This window comes from Solwaraspora sp. WMMB335, assembly GCF_049179075.1.
Taxonomy (GTDB): Bacteria; Actinomycetota; Actinomycetes; order Mycobacteriales; family Micromonosporaceae; genus Micromonospora_E.
Map to the genome: position 1 here is coordinate 7,446,323 of NZ_JBMHMF010000001.1, position 24,883 is coordinate 7,471,205.

A 24,883-nucleotide genomic window follows, 5' to 3' on the forward strand; every position below is an offset into this window, starting at 1 on the left:
CCGCGCCAATGTTTCAAAATGAAACACCTGGTCTGGACGGTCGCCGGGTCGCCACGTCACAGTGGAGGCAGACCCCGGCGTACACGATCGATTCTGCCTTATCGGGGAAGGAAACGCGGGCCGCGACAATGGTGAATTCAACGGAGGTTGTGATGGGATGGGTGAGCCAGACTAGCTGCCATGCTGGCCGGACGTAGTCAGTGGCCTGATCCAGGCGTCCCCGCCGCTGTCGCCGCACGTCGAGCGGCGCAAGCTGCGGCGAGGAGGCCACACGTCGGCTGCGCTCAGCGGTCGCGGCTCTGCCTGGGCCTGCTTCGCCCGGTCGGACAACTTCCCGGCGGCAGAAGGGCACACCGAGATCGCGCCGAAGCGCCACGTCGAGTCGTTCTTCGGCCTCACCCCGCAGGAGGTGCGGGACGCGTACGCGCTGATCTTGACAGTGCGTACCGACCCGGCCGCCGCCACCGGCCGGGCCGTCGGCCACCGCGCTCGACTACATCCGTCGGGTCCTGAGGCCCGGCGGTACGGTGTTGATCAGCATGAAGCACGGTGGTCGTGACGGCTGGCGCCGCACCGACGACTTTCCGGCCCCGCGGTGGTTCACCTACTACGAGCCGGAGGACTTCGCGGTGCTGTGTGTTCACCGCCACCGTCGAACGCCCGAAGCGGTAGTGATGGTTCAGCCGGGGCGCAGGCGTGGACCGATTCCGAATGCTATGTGGGCAGGCGGCGGTCGGTCTGCCGCCGGCTGCGGATGGCATCGCCGACTTCGGCGAGGACCTGGCGGTGCCGGTCCAGCAGGCTATTGTTCTGACCGGTTTTGCCCAATTCTGGCAGTGCGGCGGCGGCCGCGACGGATTCGCGTAGCAGCTCCGGCAGGGATCGGGGGAGCAGCGCGGCGTCGGCCGCACTCAGCTTGCACTTCTGGGCGTGTTCGTCGGCCGCCTCGGCGATGACCGCGTCTGCGGTGGTCCCGGTGCCGTGGGTGATCGGGGCGTGGTCACGACCTCGGTTGAGTAGCAGAAGGATGTGCGCCGGCCATGCCTGCGCCATGTTCTGTCCATTGATGTTCTTTGCCAGATCCTGTCGGAATTTTCCGTACGTCCCGTCCCTGTTGTCGTCCGGCTTGGTGGCGGCGATGGATGCTTCCAGGGCATCGGCGGCGAGGACCAGCAGGCGGATGCGGGCAGCCGGTGTCGTCGCCTCGTCGAGGGCCGCGTGCACGAGTTCCAGCCGCTGGACGGCCAAGCCCTTGGTCCAACTGGTGTCGGCGGCGCTGACCGGAGTCTGTCGGTCGCCGTCGGGCGGCTGTCGGCTGGCGAAGGCGTCGGCCAGTCGTCGTGCCTGGTCGGTCACGTCCTTGCCGATGGCCGAGGCGGCCAGCAGTCGCCAGACGACGTCCAGTTCGAGTGACCGCAGGGCGCGCTCGGCGGCGATGAGTAGGGGAAGGTCTCCGCCGGTGATGGCGGGCCACAGGTGGACGTCGCGGTAGCCGCTGCCATTTGCGGGGGTGGCGTTCTCCCGGACGAACAGGGGGATGCCGTGTCGGGCACCGACGAGGCGCATGGCGCGGATCAGGGCGAGGACCACCGGCTTGTGGCCGGTCGGAATGAGGAGCAGCGCCCCGGTCTCGCGGGTGACCCGGGCCTCGATGGCGCGCTCGACGGCGGTGTCGTCGATGTCGGCCATCGTGATCGGCTCGACCCAGCTTTCGCCTCTGGTCGTACCCGTGACGTGGTGCGTGATCTTGGTGATCGACTCGGCGTCGGCCGTGGCGATGTCGAGGCTGCCCTGTCCGTCGTCGGCGGCGAAGATGACGGCACGCAGCCGGGTCTCCCGCATGCCGAGGAATTCCGCCACCGCCAGCGGGATTCCGTCACGCAGCTGGTCCCCGACCGGCCTGTCGGCGGCGCCGCCACGCTGGATTCCGGCTGGCCAGACCGCCAGTACGGTGTCCGCCGGGGCGACCGGCGGCTCAGGCAGACCGGCGTCGCTCCAACCGTCGCCGTCGACAGCGAACCGGGTGAGGTAGTCACCGATGAAGGTGGCGTCGCAGTCGGTGGGTGGCCGGAGGTTGTGGCTGCCTCTGCCGATGTTCTGCAGCGAGGCGACTTCGGATCCGTACAGCCATCGGTAGGACGGCAGGCCGACGGAGGCGCAGATGATCGGGTCGTCGTGGTGGTTGTGCGCGATCAAGCGGAGCTTCGCGCCGAGTGGTGGGCCGCCGTTGGGCTTCTCGTACTTGCGGAGGAGGTCTTCGGCCCAGGGACAGTCAGCCTGGTCGAGGCGGAGTAGTTCCTCGTAGCGGCTGACGACATAGCGGCGGACGGTGAGGCTGGCGGTGCCGTCGCGGCGGACGACGGCGTCGGCGAGCACCGCGCGTAACGACTCGGTGTCGTGCGCGGCGAACCCTCGGTCGTGGCGCTCGGCCGCCCGACGGACGAGGTCGTGTCCGTCGTCGGTGAGCCCGACCATGGGCGGGTCGGCCAGGGCGAGGTCGGTGAGAGCCTGGAACATCCGCCAGCGGACCAGGACACCCGCGACCGGGTCACGGTCGAGCCTGTGCAGCGGGTCGATGATCTCGTACGCGGTCGGGCCGCTGGTGAGGATCAGCCGCCAGGGGAGTCCCGCCTGGGACAGGGCGGTGAGCACCCCCATGTTCAGGATGGTGGACCCGGAACCCCAGGTCACCATGGCTTCGGCGTAGCGCGGGGAGCCGTCGAGGTGCGCGGCGACGGCGCGGACGACGTCCGCCTCCGCCAAACCGGCGACTGTGGCCACCGTGGCCGTGTGGACGGCGGCCGCCTCGCCGGTCCGCGTACCGAGCACCTCGGTGAGGGCCTGGGCGATCGGCGTCGTGTCCAGGGGGTGGGGTGGCTGTTGTCGGGTGCCGATCAGCACCACGTCGAGGTCCGAGGTCTCGGCGAGGCTGGTCAGCGCGCCGATCAGCGGGCTGGGCGCGGGAGTGCGGGGATGGTCGTCGTCCCAGGTGCCGTCGGCGAGTAGCCGTCGGGCCGCGGATGGTCCGGTGGGGCCGGTGGCGGCCGTGGTGAGTTGTCGGCAGCGGTCCTGGACCCGGTCGGCGCGGTCGACGTCGGTGCTGCGGGAGCCGGAGTGAAGGAGGAGGTCCGCTTCCCCGGTGATGTGAACCAGCAGGCGCATGGGCGCCATTGTGGAGGACACGATCCCGGGTCGTTTCGGAATGTCGGGTTGCTGTCTCTACTGTGCTTGCCGGCCTGCCGCAGGTGGGTGATGACGTCGAGGTGACGGTGCCAGACCGCCTGCCAACAGCCAATCCGTGACCGCTCGGTGACTACTTTTGTAGTTGAACTATGTCAGTAGTTGTGCGTAGGGTGTCGCCCGTGCATGTCTTCCCCGCCGAGATCCCGGCAGCCGAGGCGCGCCGCGCCGACGTGGTCGAGGTCCGGGTGGCCCGCAAGATCGCCTCGCTGTTCGGAGTGGACGGCGACATCCCCCCGTTCCACCGTTCCTGGGTGTGCGACTACACCGCCCTGTCGTTGGCCGAGATCGGGCGAGGAGCACCCGCCCCGGACAGAGCGGAACGGTCCAGCCTGGACGCCGCCGTGCCGGCCGCGCCTGCCGCGCCGGCCACCGACGGCGACCGGGACTGGTCGTGGGCGGGCCGGGCGGTCTGGGCGCGGTCGCAGGCATCCCTGCCCGGCGGCTTGAGCAACGCCACGCTGAACCGGTACGGCCCCGACACCAAGGCCGCTGCGGTGCTGGCTGCCGCCAACCGACTGCTGCGTGACGCGACGGCCGCCGTCGCCGCTGCCGCCCAGCGGCTCGCCTCCTGCGACTGTGACCTCGAAGTCCGCCTGGCGGTGTGGGCGGGGCTGGTCCTTGAGGTCTACCGGGCCCAGCCGGCCCTGGTCGTCGCGGCGATTCAGGCCCGCCAGGTGCAGCGGTCGCTGTCAGCCCGGTGGGGGACACAGGTCGACCGGGCCCGGGTGATCGCCGGTGACGACGCCCCGTCGGAGATCCGTCCGTGGGCCCAGGATCCGGGGGCCCAGGATCCGGGGGCCCGGCAACCGGCCGGCGGCGACAACGTGGAACGGGCCGACAGCCGGTGGCGGCCGACGTCGTTCGATCTGGTCGACGCGACCCTTCCGGTGCTCGGACTCGCCGGGGACCGGGCCGGCGACCCGGCTGGCGGCGCTGCGGCGGTGCCCCGGGACGCTCTCGACGACATCGCCTCGGCCTGGTGCCATCGGCTGCTCGCCGTCGGGCGTCCCGGCAGGGGAGTGGTCTGGCTGACCGAGGACGACCAGGGTTCCCGTCGGGTCCAGGCCATGGTGCGGGTGGGAGCCGTCGTGGCTCCGTTCGTGGCAGCCACTCTCGGCGGCGTGGCCCGCCTCGACCGCGCACCAGCCCCGACGCTGCCGACGCTGCCCGACGTCGGGGAACTGGCGGACCTTCCGGTGTCGCATCGCCGTGCCCACCTGTTGGTCGCCCACGTCGCCACCAACTACCTCCGCTACCGCGACGAACTACTGGCGACGCAGCCCGCCCTGCGTCACCAGACCCGGGAGCTGGTCGCCCTCGCCGTCCAGCGCTGTGCCGAGGCGCTCGATCCGACGGACCCGGTGCCGCTGCTGCTGCACGGCTACGCCGCCTACCTCGATGTGTGGGACTCGACCCGCGCCCTGCCCGGCCCCGACACCGACACCGGCCCAGACCCGGATCAGGATCAGGTGTCCTCGGTACGGCGGCTGATCGCCTCGCAGCAGCACATCGTGGCGTCCTGGCGGTCCGGATGGCTGGACCCCGGCGCGGCGGCGTACCTGCTGGAGATCGGTATCACGGCGCTGCTCGACGTAACCTCCCCGGCGGACCGGACCGAGGTGGCCGGGTCCCAGGTCCCGGCGTCGGCGATGCGGTCGTGGTGGTCGGCGACGTTGACGGCACGGGGTATCGACCCCGACGTCGAGGTGGCCGACGCGATCGGATCCCTCAGCGACGCCCAGGTGTTCCACCTGCACCACTACGCGGACTGGCGGGCTCGCGGCGGCCGGCGCGGCGACCTTCGTCAGGCCCTCGCCGTGCAGGAACGGGTGGCGGCGGTGCGTACGGAGGTCGTCCGCCGGGAAACGGCCGGATACGCCGCCAAGGCCGTCGCCGCCCGCTCCAGCCACCAGCTCGCGGCCCGGATCGCCACCGACCTTGCCCTGGCGACGCCTGAACGGGAACGCGGAACCCGGGCGCGAGCCTGCGCGACGGCGGTCCGGCACGCCCGCACGGTGCTGTCCGACCCGACGGAGCGCCGGGATTCGCCGCAGGCTGTTGCCGCGACCGCCCGGGTGGTGGCGCGGGCCCTGTGTGTGGCCGCCGCTCACGGCGTCACCGTGGAGCCCTGCGACGCCGCCGCGGCGGTGGCGCTGCTCGACCGCGTCATTGTCCGTGCCGGCGTCTCGGCGGACGGGACATCCAGCGATCAACGGGTGAGCGGGTTGCCGCGCACCCAGTGGCACGACTGGCACACGACACTCGCGGCCATCGCCAGCCACAGCATGCGCGGGTAGCGACCCGCACCCCCTGCCCTTCACCGAATGAATGGCCAGACCATGGACATGAGTGACAGAGCGCACCCGACCGAGTACGCCGGCCACCGGCACTGGGTGTTGATCGAGACGGGTGGCAACCAGCGGTACATCTTCGGCAGCAACCGGCTGCGGCACGTCGTCGGGGCGTCCCAGCTCGTCCACGAGGTCGGCACCGAATGGGTGCCGACCGCGGTCGGGCAACTCGGCGGCCCCGACGCAACCGTGGTGATGACCGCCTCCGGCAAGGCCCTGCTGCTGGTCGGCACGCGCGACGCCGGCAGGGCCGTCATCCGGGACGTCAGCGAACAGGCGCTGCGGAAGGCGCCGGGTCTACTGGTGACCGGGGCGGTCGGCCCGCCGTTCGACGCGGCCGACCCGGCCGCGCACGAGCCGGCCCGGTCCGAAACGTACGCGCTGCATGCCAAAGCGCGGGCGGCCCGTCGGGATCCGTTGCTGCGCGACCGGGTGTTTCCCTGGCACCGGCTGTGCCGGGACAGCGGCCAGCCGGCCGCCGACGAGGAACGGTACGGCGAGGACGAACCCGTGGCGGCCTCGGCCGAGGTGCTGGCCCGATCCGACGCCAGACATCGGGCCCGCAACCGGCTCCTGCAGCAGCTGCCCGGCGATCTCGGTGATGTCGTACCGGCCAACACCGACGACCTGCGGCAAAGTGGGTGGGCGGCGGTCGTGCACGCCGACGGCAACGGCGTCGGTGACCTGTTCCGTGGCTTCATCGACCATGTCATGGCGATCGAGGGCACCGACTCGGTGGACCTGGCCACCCATCTCCGCTACCAGCGGCAGGTGTCCGCGGAGCTGGAGACGGCGACCTGGGACGCCGTCCGGGATGCGGTCGCCGCCCTGCAGGACCAGCGGGCGGGGGAAGACCTGACCGGGCGGCTGCTCCCGATCGTCGTCGGCGGAGACGACGTGACACTGATCTGCGACGCGGCGCTCGCCGTGCCGTTCGTGCGGGCCTTCGCCGAGGGGTTCGCCCGGCGGACCGCCGACCAGCCGACGCTGTCGGCCATCGCCTGTCAGGCGACCGGCCATGCCGGCCTCACCGCCTCCGCCGGGGTCGCGGTGATCAAGCCCCATCACCCGTTCGGTGCCGCGTACGAACTGGCAGCGGCGCTCACCGTGTCGGCCAAACAGTTCCGGTCCGAGGGCGGATCCGAGGGTGAGCCCCGGCGTGGGCCGCAGAGCCGGTCGCTGGCCGCGTTCGACCTCCACGTGGCACACACCTCCACCCTGCAGGACCTGACACTGCTGCGGGAGCACACTGAACCGGCCGCGAAGTGTGGCCCACGGGTGGCCCGCTACGCCGGCCCCTACCTGCTCGGCCCAGTCGAGGATCTGCCCGTCGCGTTGCGTCATCGCAGTGTGGAACTGCTCGACGAGATCAACGGCTGGCTCGGCCGATCCGGCTGGCTGTCGGCCGCGCAGGCCCACGCGCTACGTGAGGCCGCCGACCGGAGCTTGGCCGAGTACCGCCACCAGATGGGCCTGACGGTGGCCCGCGCCCCCGACCCTGGCCGGGCCGGCGCACTTCTCGACGTCCAGCCACCACCCCCGCGCCCGGTCGCCGACGGCGGTCGCACGGCTGCGGCGGACCGCGCCGATGTGCCGTTCCTGCGGCTGTTCGACGCGATGCACCTGCACGGCCTGCGCCCGGACGCCTTCGTCCCGAACCCGCCGACCGACCGGTCGGCCTCCAAAGGAGGCGTCCGATGACGTTGCACACGACCTTCGAGATCACCCTGGTGTTCCTCAGCGATTGGCACATCGGCACCGGCCAGGGCCGGTTGGGCAGCATCGACGCCGAGGTCCGCCGCGACAGCGACCAGCTGCCGTTCGTGCCGGCCAAGACCATCGTCGGGATCTGGCGGGACGCCTGCGAAACGGCGGCGGACACCTTCGACCGGGGCAGCGGCGCGCCGGCGGCCTGGCGGGCGTGGGTGGACTGGCTGTTCGGCACCCACGTACCGCCAGAGGAAGGAATCTTCGCGCGGACCGGAAGAGAACCGACGCCGGCGGTCCTGCGGGTGACCCCCGGCCGTGCTCCGGCCTGGCTGCGCGACGGAGTCAGAGACCAGCCGGCACTGGCCCAGGCCGCCGTTGTCCTCCGTCCCGGCGTGGCGATCGACGACGAGACCGGCACGGCCGCCGACCGGTTCCTCCGGGTCGAGGAACGGGCGCTGCGCGGCATGCGGCTGTACGCACAGGTCAGCGTCGCCGCCGCGCTCCCGGGCGAACCCGATCGGTTTCCGCTGCCGGCGGAGCTGCTGTTGCGCGCTGGCGCCCAGCTCATCGAGGCGGTCGGCGGCAGACGCAACCGGGGCGGCGGACGGGTCGCCTTCCTGCTGCCCGGCGCACAGGTGGACGGCGAAGGTCCGCATGCGACGGTGACCGACCGTCGGCTGGTCGAACTGCTGGCCGGCGGGGTGCCCGCCGCCCCGCCGTCGCCACCGCCGGCCGGTCCGCTGGTCGAGGTGCACCCCTACGACCGGCTGCACCCGGACCGACACCGGATCGTGCGGGTCGTGCTGCGGGTCCGCACCCCAGTGGTGGCCGTCGCCGACGTGCTGGGAAACGTCATCAACGGCCATGACAGCATCCCCGGCACGATGCTGCTCGGCACGATCCTGCGCCGTACGCAGCCCGGACCCTCGGCGGCCGGTGCCGGGCGTACCCGGATCGGCCTGGCCGATGTGCGGGTCGGCGACGCGGTGCCGGCGATCGAGGACCCCCGCGACCCTGCCTCGGTGGTCCCCGCCCGCCCGGTGCCGACGGTGTGGCACCGGAGCAACAAGGGCCGGGGCGACACTGTCCATAACGTCCTCCGCTGTAACCCGGCATGCAAGGAGCAGACCAAGCCCATGACCGGGTGGGTGGCACCCACCGCAACTGGTTGGCGGCCGGCCAACCCGGCGAAGACCGTGTCCACCCACGCGGTCGTCGACGACGCGCAGCGCCGCCCGACCGTCGCCAGCGGTGGTCTGTTCACCAATCTCGGCATCGCCGCCGGCACGCTGCTCTGCACCGACATCGTGCTTCCGGAGCAGGCGCGGCTGCGGCTGGACCCGGGGGAACAGTTGCGGCTCGGTCGTTCCCGCAAGGACGACTTCGGCCTGATCGAGGTCGTACGGGTGATCGATCCGCTGCCGACCCCACCGCCGCCGACCTTCACCGGCGGGCAGCTGCTGGTGTGGTGCGTCTCCGACGTCCTGCTGCGTGACGAACGGCTGGCCCCCGATCCGTCACCACAGGGGCTGGCCCGGGCACTGTCCGCCGCGCTGGCACCGGCGTCGGTCGAGGCTACCGGGCTGCCGGCTACCGGGCTGCCGACTACGGCCGCGGTCCGACGGGAGGGATTCGCCGTCGCCTGGGGACGACCTCGGTCCAGCCAGGTGGCGCTGCGGGCCGGCAGCGTCGTACGCCTCACCGTGACCGGCCCGCTGGACCCGGCCGTGCTCAGCCGGCTCGAACGTGACGGCATCGGCGAACGCACCGTCGAGGGGTACGGCCGAATCCGGTTCAACCCGCCGGAGCTGTCCAGCGCCACACCCAAAGTTACCTTCACGACCGGGGCCAGGCCGGCGGTGACGCGGACCGCGCCGACCGGGTCCGGTGGGGTGGCCGGACTGGCCGAGCCGGTCCACCCGATCGAGCTCCAGGCCTGGCGGCGGGCGATCCGGCGGGCCAGCGCCGAGCGGCTGCCGCAGGAGCTCATCGAGGGCATCGACCGGATGGCCGGCCAGCGGGCACAGCTCGGGTCGCTGCGCGCCCAACTGGAACGACTGACCCTCCCCGGCGGTGCGGACATGGTCCGCGACTGGCTGGCGGGCACCCGAGCGGTCCGGGCCCGCCGCGAGGCCTGGACCGATCCCGTCCTGTGTGACCTGTCCGCGCTGCTGCTCACCGACCGCACCCTCGTCTGGAAACGGCTCAGGCTGGACGGCCCGCAGCGCGCCCTGGTCCTCGCCCCCGGTCGGGAGGACACGGTGCGGGGGCTGCTGCACACCGAGGCGCTGCTGACCTCGGTCACCGCCGCCCTGCGTTCCCTTGTCCGGGTCAGTCACGCGACGGCCGCAGGCACCCGCGCCACCACCGCGAAGGAAGAATCCTGATGGGACAGTCGATCGGCACCCGCATCGAGGTACGCGGGACCCTGACCTGCCTCGGCCCGGTCCACGTCGGCGGCTGGGACACCACCGCCCTGGCGGACCTGAGCATCGCCCGGGACGGCACCGACCGGCCCTTCCTGCCCGGTGCCTCCATCGCCGGAGCCCTCCGGGCCTACCTTGCCGGCATCGACCGGTTCGGTGGCGATCGACTGCGTGGCGATCGACTGCGTGGCGATCGGCTGCGTGGCGATGGACAAGCCGCACCACTGGATGCCCTCTTCGGGCACGTCGAGCAGCATTCACACAGTGGATCACCGTCCTGGATCCGGATCGACGACGCTTCGCTGATCGGTGAACAGGTCACCCCGGCGGTCCGTGACGGTGTCGGTATCGACCGCCGGTCGGCCAGCGCCGCAGCGGCCTACCTCTACACGCGGGAGGTCCTCCCGGCCGGCACCACCTTCGCGCTGCGTCTGGTCGCGGACACCCCGACCGCCTCGCCCGAACCCGGGTACCCCGGCGGATGGCCGGCACTGGTCCACGACGCGGTGGAGACCATCATCGCCGGGCTGTGCCACGGCCGAGTCCCGATCGGCGCCGGACGGGGCCGTGGCCACGGGCGGGTGGAACTCCGCGACGTCACCGTTCGGCGTGGCGACCTTTCCGAACCGGCGGGCCTGGTCGCCTGGCTGACCGGGGCCGTCGAACCCACCCGGCCGTTGGTCGCGGACCTGCCGCCGCAGGACGGCCGGCTGCAGATCACCATCGCCTGGCGGCCGATCACCCCGGTCCTGGTGCGTGACTCGCTCAGCGGCACGGTGGTCGACACGCTGCCGCTGACCTCGACCGATGCGGACGGCACCGTGCGGCTGCTGCTGCCCGGCTCGTCGATCCGCGGTGTCGTACGGGCCCACGCCGAACGGATCGTGCGGACCCTGCGACAGCAGGACGCCCCCGACCACGCTGACGGCGACGGCTTCGGTGAGACGCTGCGTCGACCGCCGACCGGAGTCGACGTGCTGTTCGGGGCGGCGCCGACCGGACCCCGCCAGGGTCGACCCGACGACGCCACAGACGCCGCCACAGACGTCGCCGCCAGCCAGGAAACGACCGGCTGGCGGGGCGCGCTGACCGTGGCCGACTGCCACAGCCTCGGACAGGTCAGCGCGCAGACCTGGAACGGCGTGGTCACCGTCAGCCCCGAGTCCCGGGCCACGACCGACCGGACGGCGCCGAGCGTCGAGCCCCGCCAGCAACGGGCGGACCGCAACAGCGACCGCGACCAGGCCCGCGCGCGGCTGTACGGCATGCTCGGCGACATCTCGTCGGAGATGGCCCTCGACGTCAGTGACCACGTCGCCATCGACCGGTGGACCGGCGGGGCCAGCGACCACCGACTGTTCAGCGTCCTGGAGCCTCGACCCACCGTCCGGTGGGAGCCGATCCGCATCGAGGTGGACGTCGCCCGGCTCGCTCGGCTCGCCGGGTCCGACCCCCGGCACGAGTCGGCAGCGGCCGCGCTGCCGCTGCTGCTGCTCGTCCTGCGGGACCTGCGGGACGGCTGGCTGGCCCTCGGCTACGGCAGCACCCGCGGCCGGGGCCAGATCGAGGTCACCGAGGTGACCTTCGAGGGCGCCGGACTCACCGGCGCGTGGCAGTCACTGGCCGACCGCACCCTCGACACCATCCTCGCCGACCCACCCACGGACATCGTCGACGCGATGGCCACGTGGGAGAACCTGTTCCAGGAGGCCGCAGCGTGAGACGAACCACCGCTGACGCGACCCTGCACGCCGTCCGCGCCGCCACCGCGCTCACCGCCGCCGAAGCGGTGAGCTGGTTCATCCGGCATCCGTCGGCGGGACGGCAGACCCTCGGCTACGCCTTCTCCGCTGGCGCCGCCACCTGGCTGTTGGTCGGCCCCGACGGTGCCGTCGAACACGTCAGCGGCGCCGGCGACGTCCTCGCCGACGCGTACGAGCTGCTGCTCTTCGACGCTGAACGGGAGTTGCGCTGGCTGCGCGAACCCGAGGGACGCGGCGCCGCCGTCGCCCTCGGCGAGGATCCGGCCCACCTACCGCCTGGCCGCCCGGTCACCGCCAAACCGGCGCCGCGTCGCAGCGCCACCACCCACCAGCGGCTGCTGGCCGGTACCCCGCAGCCGCACTCCAGAGCCGGCTGGACCACGCTGGGCAGCGACCGCTACGCCGCCGCCCACCTGCCGGTGACGGCCGTCGGAGCCAAAGCGCTCGCGGTGGAGACCGTCGAGTACCTCGTCGAGGACGACCACGGCAACCTCGACGTCGCCGACGTTCGTACGGTCGCGCTGCGGGCCGTCCACCAGGCTGTCGGCGCCGGGACCGACCCCGAGACCGGGCAGGGAGGGACGGCGGCATGAGTACGTCGGACGACAAGCTGAAGCGGATCATTCGGGTCGAGGCGGCCAAACGAGGTGACGTCCTCGAAGGGGTGGTCGACAGCAGCGGTAAGGCCAGGGCAGCCAAGCCGAAACGACTCGGCCCGGCCGAGTGGGACAGTGCCCTCACCGAGCACGTGGACACCATGGCCGAGGGCGACACCGTCACCGTCGAGGTCGTCACCGACCTGGCTGCCAGCGGGAAGCGGACCGTCCGACTGGTCGGTGTCGCCGCGCTGGCGAAGGTGTCCACCGACCCGGATCGGACAAGGCGGCTCGACGCCGCAGGCGGCTTCGTCAACCCGTACACGTTCGTGCCGACCCTGCCCCGTAGCGACCCGGACGGCACCCGCCTGTCCGGCACCGGCCTCGACGATGTCGCTCCGCCCAGCCACGCCTACCACGCCGGCGGACAGTTCACCGGCACCCTGGCCCTGACCTTGACCACCGTCACCCCGCTGCTGCTGCCGGCCAGCCCCGCGACGCAGCCCGCCGACGGCATCCGCACCTTCGACGTCCGGGTCGACCCGCACGGCCGGCCGTTGATCCACGGCGCCTCTCTCAAGGGTGCCCTGCGCAGCGCCTATGAAACGATCACCGCCAGCCGGTACGGGGTCTTCTTCGACCACCAGGAGCGGCTCGCCTACCGGGTCACCGCCGAGGCGGCGCAAGGCCTCACCCCGGCGCGGGTCCACCAGCTCGCCGACGGGACCACCGCGTTCCGGCTGTGCCAGGGAGACTCCGGCTGGGCGCGGACCAGCGGCAACCAGACCCAGTACGCGGCCCTGGTGCCCGCCTACGGCACCCGACGTGCCCGCCTCCTCGGCGACCTGGCCCGCAAACCGCTGTCGGAGCACCACGGAGCCGAGGTCCACGCCCGGGTCGTCCACGGGCGCGACGGCGAGGGCAGCGCCCGCGCCTGGCGGGTCACCCATCTGGCCCGCACCGAGAAGGAGCTGTTCGCGGGCCTGGAAGAACAGGTCGACCGGTCGGACCGTGCCGCCGAGGGGCAGCACCGGACTGTGCAGGGCTGGCTCTCCGCCACCGGGAAGTCCATCTCGAAGAAAGAACACGAACGGCTGTTCGTGGAGACTCCCGGTCAGGACGTGCCGCTCACCGACGACCACAAACGCTACTGGCAGTCGGTGCTGCGCGCCTACGACCTGGCCAACGGGTACAACGACCCGCAGGCCACCTACCGCCGCGACCCCGCGACGGCCGGAACGATCGAACGGTCCTGGCACGTGCCCAGCACCACGACGCTGCGGGACCTGCCGGCGGGCACCCTCGTCTACGTCAAGTACGACCAGTCGCGCCACGAGATCACCGAGGTCCACCCGGTGATGATCGGTCGGCTGCCCTTCGCCGCCGCCCCCGGCGACCTGCTGCATCCCAGCCTGCACCCGGCGCAGGACCGCGCTGAGCTCTCCCCGGCGGACCGGCTGTTCGGCTGGGTGCCGGCAGGCGGCAACGACGACGGATCCGCGACCAACGACGGTGCCTCGGGCTACCATGGCCGGCTGCGCGTCCGGTCGGTCACCTGCGTCACCCCCGACTGGAAACCCGACGCGTTCCCGCCGGACGGGGTCGTCCTCGCTCCACTGAGCACCCCCAAACCCACCCAGTCCCGCTTCTACGCCGCCTCCGACCAGCTTGGGACACCCCTGCGGCGAGGAGTCCCCAAAGCCGAGGGGTACGTCGGCGATGGGGGACTGCGCGGCCGCAAGATGTACCGCTGGCGGGAGGAAGCTCCTGGCCACTGGGAGCCAGGCCACGACCACGCGACTCCTGCCCGCGGCTACCTGGCCCTGCCCGAGCACAAGCAGCACGCGACACAGTTGGTCCGCCACCGTGGCTGGGTGCGACCCGGGGTGACCTTCCAGGTCGAGCTGTTCCTCGACGCCGTGCCGGAGGCCGAACTCGGTGCCCTGCTGTGGTTGCTCACCCTCGGCAGTGGCACGCCGTTGCGGCTCGGCGCCGGCAAGCCCTACGGCTTCGGCGTCGTCACCACCCAGCTCGACTGGGACCGGACCCGTCTGTGGGACGCCGCCGGCGTCCGGGCCGGCTGGTCACGGCTGACCCGCCCCGATCCGGTCGACGCGGACCTGCTGACCGCGCTCGCGGGCCGATTCGCCGGCATCGCCAAGGGCAACGAGGTGCTGCGTGAGGCCACCGAGTCGTACCTGGCCGCCGCCAGGTCCGTCACCGAGGAGGTGCACTACCCCCGGATGACCCGGCAGCCGCAGGCCGAGAGCTACCAGTGGTTCGACAAGAACGACCGAATAACAGGCCGAGCGGTGGCGGAAGGATGGGCGTTGCCGCACGTGCGCGACCCCGACCAACGCCTGCCGTACCTCGGTGGCGGTGACGACGAACGACAGCGGTCCGGCCGGAGCGCTGCAGGCGGCCCGGGCGGTCAAGCGCCGTCCCCGCGTTCCAAGCCGAGTAGAAACCAACACCCGTCCGGCCTGGCCGGTGGAGCGGGCGGCAGGGACAACAACCGCCGCCGCAGGGGTCCGTGACCACCTGGCCATGGCCGGGCTGGCACGACACGCGCGGTGGACGCCGGTGGCTGCACCGTGATTTGCCGAGCGCAGTTGACATCTGCTGCGCTCCACACACGATGTGAGGCTGAGATACGTAAACCGAGGCAGGTTAGGTATCTCAGCCTCACATCGCGGTACAGCCTCTACCGTCTCCGGGCGGACAACCGCAGGGATCTCAGCTCGCTGCGGTGGCGGGAGGCTCCCAGTACACCTCCACACGGTGGCCGTCGGGGTCACGGCACTTGAAGGCGCAGTACGTGGGTTCGTCGTACCGCTCGACGATTTCGACCTCCAACCGGGTCAGCAGCGCGCGGACCGCATCGGGCCGTGGCATCCCACTCGGCGGCGGTGGCGTTGGGCATGTGCTGGCGGCGTAGGCCCGTAGGAAGCTGGGGTCGGCAGACTGTCACAGGCGACCGTGCCCAGGTCCAGATCGATGCCGGCCCGATCCGGGCGCGGTGCGGCATAGGCGATCGCCGTGGCGGCGGCCTGCGACGGGTGGCGACGGGCGGCCTCGGTGACCTCTCGTCCTCGCCAGACCGTGTCTCGATGTGCACCCGTTGGCTGCGGTAGCGCACGCTTGCCGCTCAGATCCAGTTCGTAGGGGCCGAACTGGCCGGCGCCGCGTCGGGCGGTGGCGAGCGGATCAGTCGGCCAGGAAGTCGTCCACGTGCTGGACCAGTTCGGCCCAGGCCGGCTCGGTCCCGGAGAACAGATGGTTGTCGCTGTCGAGCACCACCAGCCGACTGTCGTCGATCAGTGAGGCGAGTTCCGTGGCGTCCGAGACCGGGACCCGCGGGTCGCCACGGGAGTGCAGGATCAGCGTGGGGCACCGCACCTGTCGCGCCAGCGGGAAGACGTCCATGGTGGCGAGGATCTCGAAGAAGCGGACCATGTTCTCCGGTGACGTGGTCCGTTGAGTGAATTCGAGGTAGGCGTCCCACTCGGCGGCGGTGGCGTTGGGCAGGAACTGGGCGGCGTAGGCCCGCAGGAAGCTCGGGTCGGCGGACTGCCAGGCGACCGTGGCCAGGTTCAGATCGACATCGGCCACCCTTCGGTCCAGGTCGGTCCGGGCGCGGACCTGGCGCCCACGGGCGTGGCTGCTGATCAGGATCATCCGGCTGACCCGATGCGGGCGCGCCGCCGCGTAGGCGATGGCCGTGGCGGCGGCCTGTGCCGTGCCGATGATCGGGAAGGTGTCGAATCCGGCGGCGTCGACCACGGTGTCGAGGTCCTCGACCCACACCTGCGGCGACGCCGACGGCGGGCACCAGTCGGACAGCCCACCGCCCCGGTCGTCGTACCGTAGCGTCCGCCGGCTGTCGCGCATCAGGTCCCGGTACCAGTGGCGCCACATCGGACTCCTCCGGTCGAGGCCGAGGTGGGTCAACCAGTTGGCCGCCGAGACCAGCGGTGGACCGGCTCCGAGGATGGTGTAGGCGAGGCAGGTTCCGTCCATGGTCCGGCAGAACCTGATGGAATCGTAGGTATTCGAGGTGGGGACCGGGGTGACGGGGGCGACGAACTGGTAGCCGTGCCGGTGGACGGTGCGGATGACCTCCCGTCGCTCGCCGGTGTCGGAGACCGCGTGGCGGGCGGCGTGCACGGCGGCGGCGAGGGCGGCCTCGGTGACCTGACGGCCGGACCAGACCGTGTCGAGCAGTTCCTCTTTGGTGACTGCCCGGTCCCGGTGCGCGATCAGGTGGCACAGCACCTCGACGGCCTGCGGCTCGACGCGGACCGCCTGGCCATGGTGGCGTAGCTGCTTGCCGTTCAGATCCAGCTCGTAGTGGCCGAATCGGAGTCGCGCGTGTCCCACCTGCCGGAGCATAGCGGCACCGACGCGGAACTCCTGCTCCCGCTGGTGGTGAGGGCGTCGAGCTGAGTCGCCGGCCGGTAACAGTTTGAAAACTTCGCCCACGGTCTTGACATGGAGGGGGTCTTAGTAAGAACTTTTACCACTAACAGTTAACACTCCTTCCCGAAAGGTCGACGCCGATGGCTGACAACGAGGTGGAGATCCCCGCGGGGACCGCGGTGGTCGACGCCCCGGGGCCGGCCGACACGGTGCTCGCCCGGATACGGCTGACCGAGTTCACCGGTGCCCTGCGCCGCGTCGCCGACCAGGTGCTCAGCGACCCCGCCGGGGCCGCCCGCGCCACCATCGTCGAGTTGGCCGAGCGCAGCGGCACCTCACCGGCGACGGTCACCCGGTTCTGCCGGGCGCTCGGCTTCGACGGTTACGCCGACCTGCGGCTCGGTATCGCCGCCGAGACCGGCCGGGCCCGGGCAGCCGGTTGGACCGTCGACATCGGCCGGGAGATCCAGCCCGGTGACCCGCTCGACCGGGTGCTCGGCCAGATCATGGCCGCCGACACCCAGGCCATGCACGACACCGCCGCCCTGCTCGACCTCACGCAGGTCGAGAAGGCCGCCCACGCGGTGGCCGCCGCCAGCCGGGTCAACATCTTCGGCGCCAGCGGCAGTGCCCTGGTCGGCGAGGAGATGCAGTTCAGCCTGCACCGCATCGGCGTACCGGCCTGGGTCTGGACCGACCTGCACAACGGGCTGGCCAGCGCCGCCCTGATGCGTGCCGGCGATGTCGCGCTCGGCATCTCCCACACCGGCCAGACCCGCGAAACGATCGAGATGGTCGCCGAGGCCGGCAGCCACGGCGCCACCACCGTCGCGCTGACCAGCTTTCCCCGCTCCACCCTGGCCGAGCTGGCCGACATCGTGCTGCTCACCGCCTCCCAGGCGACCACGTTCCGCCCCGACGCGCTCTCCGCCCGGCATCCGCAGCTCGTCGTGCTCGACCTGCTCTACGTCGCCGTGGCCCAGCGGACCCACGACCGCGCACACGCGGCCTTCCGCCGCACCGCCCGAGCCGTCGACGGTCACAAGGCCGTTGACCGGATAACGATTCGCCCCGCCGAAACCCCCAGTTGAGGAGCACACGCCATGCCGCTTTACCCCGACTCCGCCCGTAACCCGGCCGCGGTCGCCGGTGCCTCCGTCTCCCGGCGGCTGCTGCTGCGCCGGACCGCCGCCGCCGGGCTGCTCGCCAGCCCGGCAGCGGGCCTGCTGGCCGCCTGCGCGGGCAGCGAGCCCAGCACCGGTGCCGAGACCGGTGCCAAGAGCCCGGACAACCCGTTCGGTGTCGCCGACAACAGCAGCGTCGACGTGGTCGTGTTCAACGGTGGCCTCGGCGACGAGTACCCGGAGTTCGACAAGACGCTGTTCGTCGCCAAGCATGACACGGTGACGGTCAACCTCAGCTCCACCCAGAAGATCAAGACTGAGCAGCAGCCGAAGTTCTCCACCACCCCGGCCGACCTGATCAACAACTCGGGCGCCGACCTGATGGCGATCGACACCCTGATCAACGAAGATGCGCTGACCGAGCTGACCCCGCTGCTGGACGCGCCGAGCTGGGACGACCCCGACGTCAAGGTCCGTGACACGCTGCTGCCCGGCACCGTCGACGACGGCACCTACGACGGCCAGTTCTTCGAGCTCAAATACGCGTACACGGTGTTCGGCCTCTGGTACGACCAGGCGCTGTTCGACCGCAACGGCTGGGCGCTGCCGACCAACTTCGACGAGTTCTTCGCCCTGGCCCCGCAGATCAAGGCCGCCGGGGTGGCGCCGTTCGCCTTCGCCGGCAAGTACCCCTACTACATGCGCTGGCCGATCATGACGTGGATCTGGCTGGCCGGTGGCCGCCAAGCGGTCGTCGACATCGACAACCTCAAGGAAGGCGCCTGGCAGACCGACGCGGTCACCGCCGCGATGAGCAGCGTCGAGAAGATGGTCGCCGACGGCTACACGCTCACCGGCAGCGACACGCTCACCCACACCGAGTCGCAGCAGGCCTGGCTGGACGGCAAGGCCGCGTTCCTGCCCTGTGGCACCTGGCTGGAGAACGAGATGCGGGCGACCATCCCGTCCGGCTTCCAGATGACCATCGCCCCGGTGTGGGGCGTCACCGCCGCCGACGAGGCACCGTACGGCACCGTGCAGGCCGGCTCCGGCGAAGGCTGGATCGTGCCGAAGAAGGCTGCCAACGCCCCTGGCGGCATGGAGTTCCTGCGGGCCATGCTCTCCAAGGAGGGCGCCGGCAAGTTCGCCGAGCTGACCAGCTCACTGGCCTCGGTGAAGGGCTCCGGCGACAACGTCACTACCTCCACCGCGCTGTCGTCGGCGAACGAGCTGATGGGCAACGCCCCCGGCGACCTGGTCTCGTTCCGCCACCCCGACTGGTACGCCGACCTGGACAAAGTTTCGCAGAACGCGATCGGCGAGCTGATGGCCGGCCGGATGACCGCCAAGCAGTTCCAGGACACTCTGCAGCAGGCGGCCGACGAGATCGCGGCGGACGACGCGGTCAACAAGTTCACCCGGTCCTGACCCGCCGACCGGCCCGCACGGAGACCGACCGAACAGAAAGCGACCAGTCATGCGGCACGGAAAGGCCCGGTTCGTCACCGGCTTTTTGGCACTGCCGGTAGCGCTGTACGTCTTCTACGTCGTCTGGCCCTACGCCCAGGCGGCCGGCTACTCGCTGACCAACTGGGGTGGCTACTCCGACACCCAGGAGTTCGTCGGGCTGGCCAACTACGTCCAGCTCTTCGGTGACGAACTGATCCGCAAGGCGTTCTGGCACAACGTCTTCTTCCTGGTCACCCTGCCGCTGTTCACCATCGCGCTGGCCCTGTTCCTGGCGTTCCTGCTCAACGTGGGCGGGCGCGGGGACAGGGCCGGTGTGCGGGGCGTGCGCGGGTCCGGCATCTACAAGGTGATCTTCTTCTTCCCGCAGGTGCTGTCCCTGGTGCTGGTCGCCATCATGTGGGGGGCCATCTACCGGGGTGACAGCCAGGGACTGCTCAACGGCATCCTGATCAAGATCGGTCTGGTGGACGCCGAGCAACCGCTGAAGTTCGTCTCGGACCCGACCCCGTTCCTCGGCGTGCCGGCGGTGCTGTGGTGGCTGCTGCTGATCGCCGTCTGGGGCGGGGTGGGCTTCTACATGGTGCTGTTCTCCGCCGCCATGCAGTCCATTCCCAAGGACATCTTCGAGGCGGCGATGCTCGACGGGGCCAGCCGGATCAGCAGCTTCCTGCGGATCACTCTGCCGCTGCTGCGCGACAGCGTCTCCGTCGCCTGGGTCTATCTCGGATTCATCGCGCTGGACATGTACGCGCTCGTCTTCGTGATGACCCCCAACCAGGGCGGCCCCGACCACGCCAGCGAGGTGTTCGCCTCGGTCATCAACTTCACCGCGTTCAACAAGGGTCAGTTCGGGTACGCCTGCGCGATCGGCGTCGCCCTGGCCATCTTCACGCTGCTGCTCGCCGCCGCGCAGTTGCGCATCACCCGCCGCGAGCGGATCGAATTCTAGGGAGGGCCGCGATGAGCACGATCACCAATCCGCCGACCGGCGCGGCCACCCCGCCACCGCCGGGCACGCCGACGGACAAGTCCCGTCGTACGGGTGGCGCGACGTCACCGCGACCACACCGCGCCGGTGCCGTCTCCGACGCCTTCTTCAACGGCTTCTCCCACCTGTTCCTGCTGGTGTGGGGCGCCATGGTGGTGCTGCCGCTGCTGTGGGTGGTGATGTCGTCGTTCAAGGACGACGCGCAGATCATCCGGGAACCGCTGTCGCTGATCCCCGACCGGCTGCACTGGGACAACTTCGTCCGGGCCTGGGTCGACGGTGGCATCGGTGACTTCTTCTTCAACACGATCGTCATCGTCGGCGGCGGCGTGTTCCTCACCATGCTGCTCGGCTCGATGGCCGCGTACGTGCTGGCCCGCTACGAGTTTCCCGGCAACCGGGTCATCTACTACATGTTCCTGTCCGGGCTGACCCTGCCGGTGTTCATGGCCGCCGTCCCGCTGTACAAGGGCGTCTACAACACCGGCGTGTTCGTGCCGCTGCTCGGGCCGAACAGCCACGTCATGCTGATCCTGGTGTACGTCGCGTGGTCGCTGGCGTTCACCGTGTTCTTCATGCACTCGTTCTTCAAGACCCTGCCGACCACCGTCGCCGAGGCGGCGATGGTCGACGGCGCGTCGCACACCACGCTGTTCTTTCGGGTCATGCTGCCGATGGCCCGGCCCGGCCTGATCAGCGTCGGCATCTTCAACGTCATCGGTCAGTGGAACCAGTGGTACCTGCCGTACCTTCTGATGCAGCCCAGCGGCGGCGAGGCGAAGAACCAGGTGATCGCCCAGGGCCTGATCGACCTGTCGGTGAACCAGGGCTACAAGTCCGACTGGTCCGGGCTGTTCGCCGGGGTGACGATGGCGATGCTGCCGGTGCTGCTCGTCTACATCGTCTTCCAGCGGCAGGTGCAGGCCGGCCTTACCGGCAGCGTCTCCAAATAGACCGGCCACCACCCGCCTGTCGGGTCAGTACACGTAGGTGACGTCGACCATGTGCGCTCCGCCGGTGCGGGGCGGCGACAGCAGATAGGTGCTCGACGCGGGCACCGCGAAGTAGAACGTCCACGTCTGGGACGCCGGCTGGTTGAGGAAGGCGGTCGTGACGCCGGACGTGCCGGTCAACGGCGCGCAGCCGGCGGCGATGCACAGGTACGCCACGACTCCCGAGGTGTTGCTCAAGCTGTACGACCAGTGCACCGTCGTGATCAACGCCCCCGTGGGCGCGGTGCCGGAAACGGAACTGCTCGTGTACCACATGTTCGTCTGGTACATCACTCCCCCGATGGGGTTACGCATGTAGTTGCTCACCGCAGCTTGTGCTGCATTCGCCGGAATCAGTACGGCGATTGCTGCGACGAGGGTGACGACGAATCGGCTAACCGTCTTCATGACTGCCTTTCCTGGGGTGTGGGAGTTGTTCGAAAGCCAGCCTATTCATCGGCGACCGTGATCGCTTCCGTTAGTCGTACTACTGCGTAATCAGTGGGCTGTAAAGAGAGCGAATGTCTGCGCTGCCGGGCTCGACGGGCCGCGGGCTGTCGTACGCAGGGATCAGAATGGTCGGGTGCTGGTGGCGGTGGCGGCGGGATCTGGCGGTGGCGGTCAGCTGCGCCCGCTGCGCGACGACGGGCGCCCGACCGGACCGGTCGAACCCGCCGCCGACCTGGCGACCGCGGTCGACGAGCGGGCGTCCGCCGGCGGCACGCCGCCGCGCTGGTTGTGGGCCACGACCGGCGCGATCTACCCGGCGTTGTCGCGGGCCGGCGTACGGGTCGACCGCTGCCACGACGTCGAGCTGACCGAGACCCTGCTGCTCGGCTACGCCGGCCGCTGGGGCGAGCCGCGCTCGCTCGCCGCCGCCCACGCCCGGTTGACCGGGGCGCCGGTGCCGCCCGATCCGCCGGTGCACGCCGCCGCGCCACCCGGCCACGACCAGCCGGCGCTCTTCGACGACCTGCCCACCTCGGTGACGGTCACCGACCCGCTCGGTGCGCTCGCCGCCGTCTACGCCGACCAGCGGCGCCGGATCGCGGCGACCGCCCATCCGGAGCGGTTCCGGCTGCTGGCCGCCGCCGAGTCGGCCGGCGCCCTGGCCGCCGTCGAGATGGGGGCCACCGGGCTGCCCTGGCGGGCCGACGTGCACGATGCGCTGCTGACCGAGCTGCTCGGCCCGCCGTCGCCGGTCGGTGGGCAGCCGCACCGACTCGTCGAGTTGTCCGCCCGCATCGCCGCCGCGTTCGGCGTACGGCAGCTGCACGCCGACTCGCCGGCCGAGGTGCTGCGCGCGTTCAACCGCGCCGGCGTCCACCTGCCCAACACCCGGGCCTGGGTGCTGCGCGGCGTGGACCACCCGGCCGTACCGCTGCTGCTGGAGTACAAGGAGCTGCACCGGATCTGGACCGCACACGGCTGGACGTGGCGTGACGCGTGGGTGCGCGACGGCCGGTTCCGGCCGGAGTACGTGCCCGGCGGCGTGGTCTCCGGACGGTGGGCCACCCGGGGCGGTGGCGCGTTGCAGATCCCCAAGGTGATCCGTCGGGCGGCGGTCGCCGACGCCGGCTGGAGGTTCGTCGTCGCCGACGCGGCCCAGCTGGAGCCGCGCCTGCTCGCCGCGATGTCCGGTGACGACCGGCTCGCCGCCGCCGGCAGTGCCGGCGACCTGTACGCCGCGCTCGCCCGGGACGCGTTCGGCGGTGACCGGGACCGGGCCAAGGCGGCCCTGTTGGGCGCCATGTACGGCCAGACCGGCGGCGCGGCCGTGCCGGCGCTGGCGGTGCTGCGCCGCAACTACCCGGTCGCCTTCGAGTACGTCGAGGCCGCCGCCCGTACCGGCGAATCCGGTGGCCTGGTGCGGTCCTGGCTGGGCCGCACCTGCCCGCCGGCCGCCACCGGCGCACCGGCGGCGGGCGACGACCATGCCCGCGGCCGGTTCACCCGCAACTTCGTCATCCAGGCCACCGCCGCCGAGTGGGCGCTGATCCTGCTCGCCGCGGCCCGCCAGGCGCTCGCCGGCACCGCCGCCGAGCTCGTCTTCTTCCAGCACGACGAAGTGGTGGTGCACTGTCCGGCCGGGCAGGCGGCGGCGGTGGCCGAGTGCCTGCGTGAGGTCGCCGCCCGGGCCACCCGGATGCTGTTCGGCGACACCCCGGTCCGGGTCCCGCTCGACCTGGCCACCGTCACCTGCTACGCCGACGCGCTGTGATCGCCGTCGGCGACACCGAAGCGGCGACTGATCGTTGGGACCGGTGTGCGTTCCATCGGAGCGGCGCCGCCGGATGCGCCGCGTCCGGTTGGCCCGGCAGGACCGATCGAGCAGCGTTGCGGGGGTGGCTCAGCTGAGTCGGATCGCGGGAATGATCATTGCCGCTGGCGGTGGTCGCCGCATCGGTGGGCCCGAGGCCCTGCTGTACCGCGGTGACCAGCTGCTGGTCGAGCGGGCTCTGCGCATCGTGCGGGAAACCGGGTGCGATCCGGTGGTCGTGGTGCTCGGCGCCGCCGCCGACCAGGTACGCGAGGAGGCCGACCTGACCGACGCCACGGTGGTGGTCAACCGGGCCTGGGGCACCGGGCTGGGCTCGTCCCTGCGGGTCGGACTCGACGCGTTGAAGGACACCGACACCGAGGCGGTGGTCGTGTTCCCGGTCAACATGCCGGGGATCACCGCCGCCGCGTTGCGCCGGGTCACCGCCCTGCCGTACCCGGAGGTGCTGGTCTGCGCGACCTACAGCGGGATACGCAGCTACCCCATGGTGTTCGGCCGCCGGCACTGGGCGGCGATCGCGACGCTCGCCAACGCCGACGGGGGAGCCCGGCCGTACCTGCTGGCGCATTCCGGCGAGGTGGTCAACATCTCGTGCGACGGAATCGCCGAAGGCGGCCAGGTGGATACACCCGAGTCGGTGGTCGCATGGGGACTGGCCGTGCCGGTGCAGCGTACGCCCGCGTGAACCGGCCGGCCGGGCGCGCCCTCAGCCGCCGGTGAAACGCCGGGTCAGCGCCGGTACGGCCAGCCCGACCACGGCCAGCACCGAGACCACCGTGAACACCGCGCGCAGCACGACCACTTCGAACTTGCTGCCGGCCTTGATGGAGAACCGGTCCGGTGGGCCGATCATCCGCCACATGCGCCGTCCGGTGGGGATCGGCCACAGGATCGGTACGCCGGCCCGGGTGACCAGGTCACCGAGGATGTGTACGAAACAGCCGACCCCCATGGCCAGGCCGAGCATCGGATAGCCGCGATCGCCGGGCAGGTGCAGGAAGGTGAAGTACGCCGCGCCGAGCGAGACCAGCGTGACGATCACCCAACCGGCGCGTTTGGCCCACTCGTCGAACAGTCCGCGTAGCGCCAGCCCGATCGTGAAGAACAGGATGGCGATCACCGCCCACTTTCCGTACGCCGTGCACAACGCGGTGGTGCCCCAGCCGACCAGGACGGTGAACGGGATGGTGTGGGTGAGCGTACGGTGCCCGTTGTTGCGGTGCGGGTCCTTGCTGAGCTTGGTCGCGTGGTAGACGCCGAGCGAGATCTTCTCGATGACCTCGGCGACGAACAGCGACACCACCCCGAAGGTACGGGCGACGGTGGCTCCACCCTGGTTGCGGGTGACCTTGCCGGACAGGTCCAGATCCGGGAACAGCGCCCCACCGGCGCAGACGGCGGTGCCGACCGCGATCGCCAGCGGCGACTGTTCGTAGCCGGCGAACTGGTCGAGGGCCCAGGAACCGGCGAGCCACACCGCGGCGCCGGACAGGGCATGGGACGGACCCATCATGGTCGAG

Annotated in this window: 18 protein-coding genes; 13 read left to right on the forward strand and 5 right to left on the reverse strand. The window is 71.2% G+C overall.

Annotated elements, in window-relative coordinates; translation table 11 throughout:
* Positions 1–253 precede the first annotated feature (253 nt).
* Positions 254–559: an HIT domain-containing protein gene (locus ACN27F_RS32070; RefSeq protein WP_421440585.1), complete on the forward strand. Its 306-nt coding sequence runs from the start codon at positions 254–256 to the stop codon at positions 557–559.
* Between the two features lie 155 nt (positions 560–714).
* Here the strand turns inward: ACN27F_RS32070 and ACN27F_RS32075 are convergent, their stop codons facing one another.
* Entirely contained in the window at positions 715–3,162 is a 2,448-nt protein-coding gene (locus ACN27F_RS32075) for a hypothetical protein (RefSeq protein ID WP_421439204.1), read from the reverse strand.
* A gap of 200 nt (positions 3,163–3,362) precedes the next feature.
* On the opposite strand from ACN27F_RS32075, the gene ACN27F_RS32080 reads away from it, so the two are divergent.
* The 6 genes from ACN27F_RS32080 to ACN27F_RS32105 are packed head-to-tail and all read left to right on the forward strand — an operon-like array spanning position 3,363 to position 14,626.
* Positions 3,363–5,540, forward strand: a complete 2,178-nt coding sequence (locus ACN27F_RS32080) for a hypothetical protein (protein ID WP_421439205.1) — start codon at positions 3,363–3,365, stop codon at positions 5,538–5,540.
* A gap of 48 nt (positions 5,541–5,588) precedes the next feature.
* Positions 5,589–7,295, forward strand: a complete 1,707-nt coding sequence (locus tag ACN27F_RS32085) for a Cas10/Cmr2 second palm domain-containing protein (protein WP_421439206.1) — start codon at positions 5,589–5,591, stop codon at positions 7,293–7,295.
* Positions 7,292–9,691: an RAMP superfamily CRISPR-associated protein gene (locus ACN27F_RS32090; protein WP_421439207.1), complete on the forward strand. Its 2,400-nt coding sequence runs from the start codon at positions 7,292–7,294 to the stop codon at positions 9,689–9,691. Before ACN27F_RS32085 ends, ACN27F_RS32090 begins: the two co-directional genes overlap by 4 nt.
* Positions 9,691–11,451, forward strand: coding sequence for an RAMP superfamily CRISPR-associated protein (locus ACN27F_RS32095; RefSeq protein WP_421439208.1), 1,761 nt, complete (start codon positions 9,691–9,693; stop codon positions 11,449–11,451). The genes ACN27F_RS32090 and ACN27F_RS32095 overlap by 1 nt, the downstream gene beginning before the upstream one ends.
* Positions 11,448–12,086: a type III-D CRISPR-associated protein Csx19 gene (gene csx19 / locus ACN27F_RS32100; protein ID WP_421439209.1), complete on the forward strand. Its 639-nt coding sequence runs from the start codon at positions 11,448–11,450 to the stop codon at positions 12,084–12,086. The genes ACN27F_RS32095 and csx19 overlap by 4 nt, the downstream gene beginning before the upstream one ends.
* Positions 12,083–14,626, forward strand: coding sequence for a TIGR03986 family type III CRISPR-associated RAMP protein (locus tag ACN27F_RS32105; RefSeq protein ID WP_421439210.1), 2,544 nt, complete (start codon positions 12,083–12,085; stop codon positions 14,624–14,626). Before csx19 ends, ACN27F_RS32105 begins: the two co-directional genes overlap by 4 nt.
* A 199-nt stretch (positions 14,627–14,825) precedes the next feature.
* Here the strand turns inward: ACN27F_RS32105 and ACN27F_RS32110 are convergent, their stop codons facing one another.
* Both ACN27F_RS32110 and ACN27F_RS32115 read right to left on the reverse strand, forming a co-directional pair.
* A complete protein-coding gene (locus tag ACN27F_RS32110; protein WP_421439211.1) occupies positions 14,826–14,984 on the reverse strand; it encodes a hypothetical protein in 159 nt (52 codons plus the stop codon).
* A gap of 312 nt (positions 14,985–15,296) precedes the next feature.
* Complete coding sequence (locus ACN27F_RS32115; protein ID WP_421439212.1) at positions 15,297–16,469, reverse strand: alpha/beta fold hydrolase; 1,173 nt, start codon at positions 16,467–16,469, stop codon at positions 15,297–15,299.
* Positions 16,470–16,648: 179 nt separating this feature from the next.
* Here ACN27F_RS32115 and ACN27F_RS32120 point away from each other — a divergent pair, with 179 nt between their 5' ends.
* Genes ACN27F_RS32120 through ACN27F_RS32135 form a run of 4 tightly spaced genes read left to right on the forward strand, consistent with a single transcriptional unit; the run spans position 16,649 to position 21,043 of the window.
* Positions 16,649–17,599, forward strand: a complete 951-nt coding sequence (locus ACN27F_RS32120; RefSeq protein ID WP_421439213.1) for a MurR/RpiR family transcriptional regulator — start codon at positions 16,649–16,651, stop codon at positions 17,597–17,599.
* Between the two features lie 12 nt (positions 17,600–17,611).
* Entirely contained in the window at positions 17,612–19,060 is a 1,449-nt protein-coding gene (gene ngcE, locus ACN27F_RS32125) for an N-acetylglucosamine/diacetylchitobiose ABC transporter substrate-binding protein (protein ID WP_421439214.1), read from the forward strand.
* Positions 19,061–19,109: 49 nt separating this feature from the next.
* Complete coding sequence (locus ACN27F_RS32130) at positions 19,110–20,051, forward strand: carbohydrate ABC transporter permease (RefSeq protein ID WP_421439215.1); 942 nt, start codon at positions 19,110–19,112, stop codon at positions 20,049–20,051.
* An 11-nt stretch (positions 20,052–20,062) separates the two neighbouring features.
* The gene (locus ACN27F_RS32135; RefSeq protein WP_421439216.1) at positions 20,063–21,043 is read left to right on the forward strand and encodes a carbohydrate ABC transporter permease; all 981 of its coding nucleotides are present in this window, start codon (positions 20,063–20,065) and stop codon (positions 21,041–21,043) included.
* A gap of 24 nt (positions 21,044–21,067) precedes the next feature.
* On the opposite strand, the gene ACN27F_RS32140 is transcribed toward ACN27F_RS32135, so the two are convergent.
* A complete protein-coding gene (locus tag ACN27F_RS32140; protein WP_421439217.1) occupies positions 21,068–21,490 on the reverse strand; it encodes a flagellar protein FlhE in 423 nt (140 codons plus the stop codon).
* A 175-nt stretch (positions 21,491–21,665) separates the two neighbouring features.
* Between ACN27F_RS32140 and ACN27F_RS32145 the strand changes: the two genes are divergently transcribed.
* Complete coding sequence (locus tag ACN27F_RS32145; RefSeq protein ID WP_421439218.1) at positions 21,666–23,303, forward strand: bifunctional 3'-5' exonuclease/DNA polymerase; 1,638 nt, start codon at positions 21,666–21,668, stop codon at positions 23,301–23,303.
* A gap of 151 nt (positions 23,304–23,454) precedes the next feature.
* Positions 23,455–24,048 (forward strand): nucleotidyltransferase family protein, encoded by a 594-nt coding sequence (locus tag ACN27F_RS32150; protein WP_421439219.1) that lies wholly within the window; start codon positions 23,455–23,457, stop codon positions 24,046–24,048.
* Between the two features lie 21 nt (positions 24,049–24,069).
* Here ACN27F_RS32150 and ACN27F_RS32155 read toward each other — a convergent pair whose 3' ends face one another.
* Entirely contained in the window at positions 24,070–24,876 is an 807-nt protein-coding gene (locus ACN27F_RS32155) for a metal-dependent hydrolase (RefSeq protein ID WP_421439220.1), read from the reverse strand.
* Positions 24,877–24,883: the final 7 nt, after the last annotated feature.

Bases quoted from the DNA above. Each gene is read 5' to 3' on its own strand.
- ACN27F_RS32090 (WP_421439207.1), top strand. From the start codon at position 7,292: ATGACGTTGCACACGACCTTCGAGATCACCCTGGTGTTCCTCAGCGAT.
- ACN27F_RS32130 (WP_421439215.1), top strand. From the start codon at position 19,110: ATGCGGCACGGAAAGGCCCGGTTCGTCACCGGCTTTTTGGCACTGCCG.
- ACN27F_RS32110 (WP_421439211.1), bottom strand. From the start codon at position 14,984: ATGCCACGGCCCGATGCGGTCCGCGCGCTGCTGACCCGGTTGGAGGTC.
- ACN27F_RS32105 (WP_421439210.1), top strand. From the start codon at position 12,083: ATGAGTACGTCGGACGACAAGCTGAAGCGGATCATTCGGGTCGAGGCG.
- ACN27F_RS32075 (WP_421439204.1), bottom strand. From the start codon at position 3,162: ATGCGCCTGCTGGTTCACATCACCGGGGAAGCGGACCTCCTCCTTCAC.
- ACN27F_RS32135 (WP_421439216.1), top strand. From the start codon at position 20,063: ATGAGCACGATCACCAATCCGCCGACCGGCGCGGCCACCCCGCCACCG.
- ACN27F_RS32085 (WP_421439206.1), top strand. From the start codon at position 5,589: ATGAGTGACAGAGCGCACCCGACCGAGTACGCCGGCCACCGGCACTGG.
- ngcE (WP_421439214.1), top strand. From the start codon at position 17,612: ATGCCGCTTTACCCCGACTCCGCCCGTAACCCGGCCGCGGTCGCCGGT.
- ACN27F_RS32155 (WP_421439220.1), bottom strand. From the start codon at position 24,876: ATGATGGGTCCGTCCCATGCCCTGTCCGGCGCCGCGGTGTGGCTCGCC.
- ACN27F_RS32140 (WP_421439217.1), bottom strand. From the start codon at position 21,490: ATGAAGACGGTTAGCCGATTCGTCGTCACCCTCGTCGCAGCAATCGCC.
- ACN27F_RS32150 (WP_421439219.1), top strand. From the start codon at position 23,455: ATGATCATTGCCGCTGGCGGTGGTCGCCGCATCGGTGGGCCCGAGGCC.
- ACN27F_RS32120 (WP_421439213.1), top strand. From the start codon at position 16,649: ATGGCTGACAACGAGGTGGAGATCCCCGCGGGGACCGCGGTGGTCGAC.
- ACN27F_RS32095 (WP_421439208.1), top strand. From the start codon at position 9,691: ATGGGACAGTCGATCGGCACCCGCATCGAGGTACGCGGGACCCTGACC.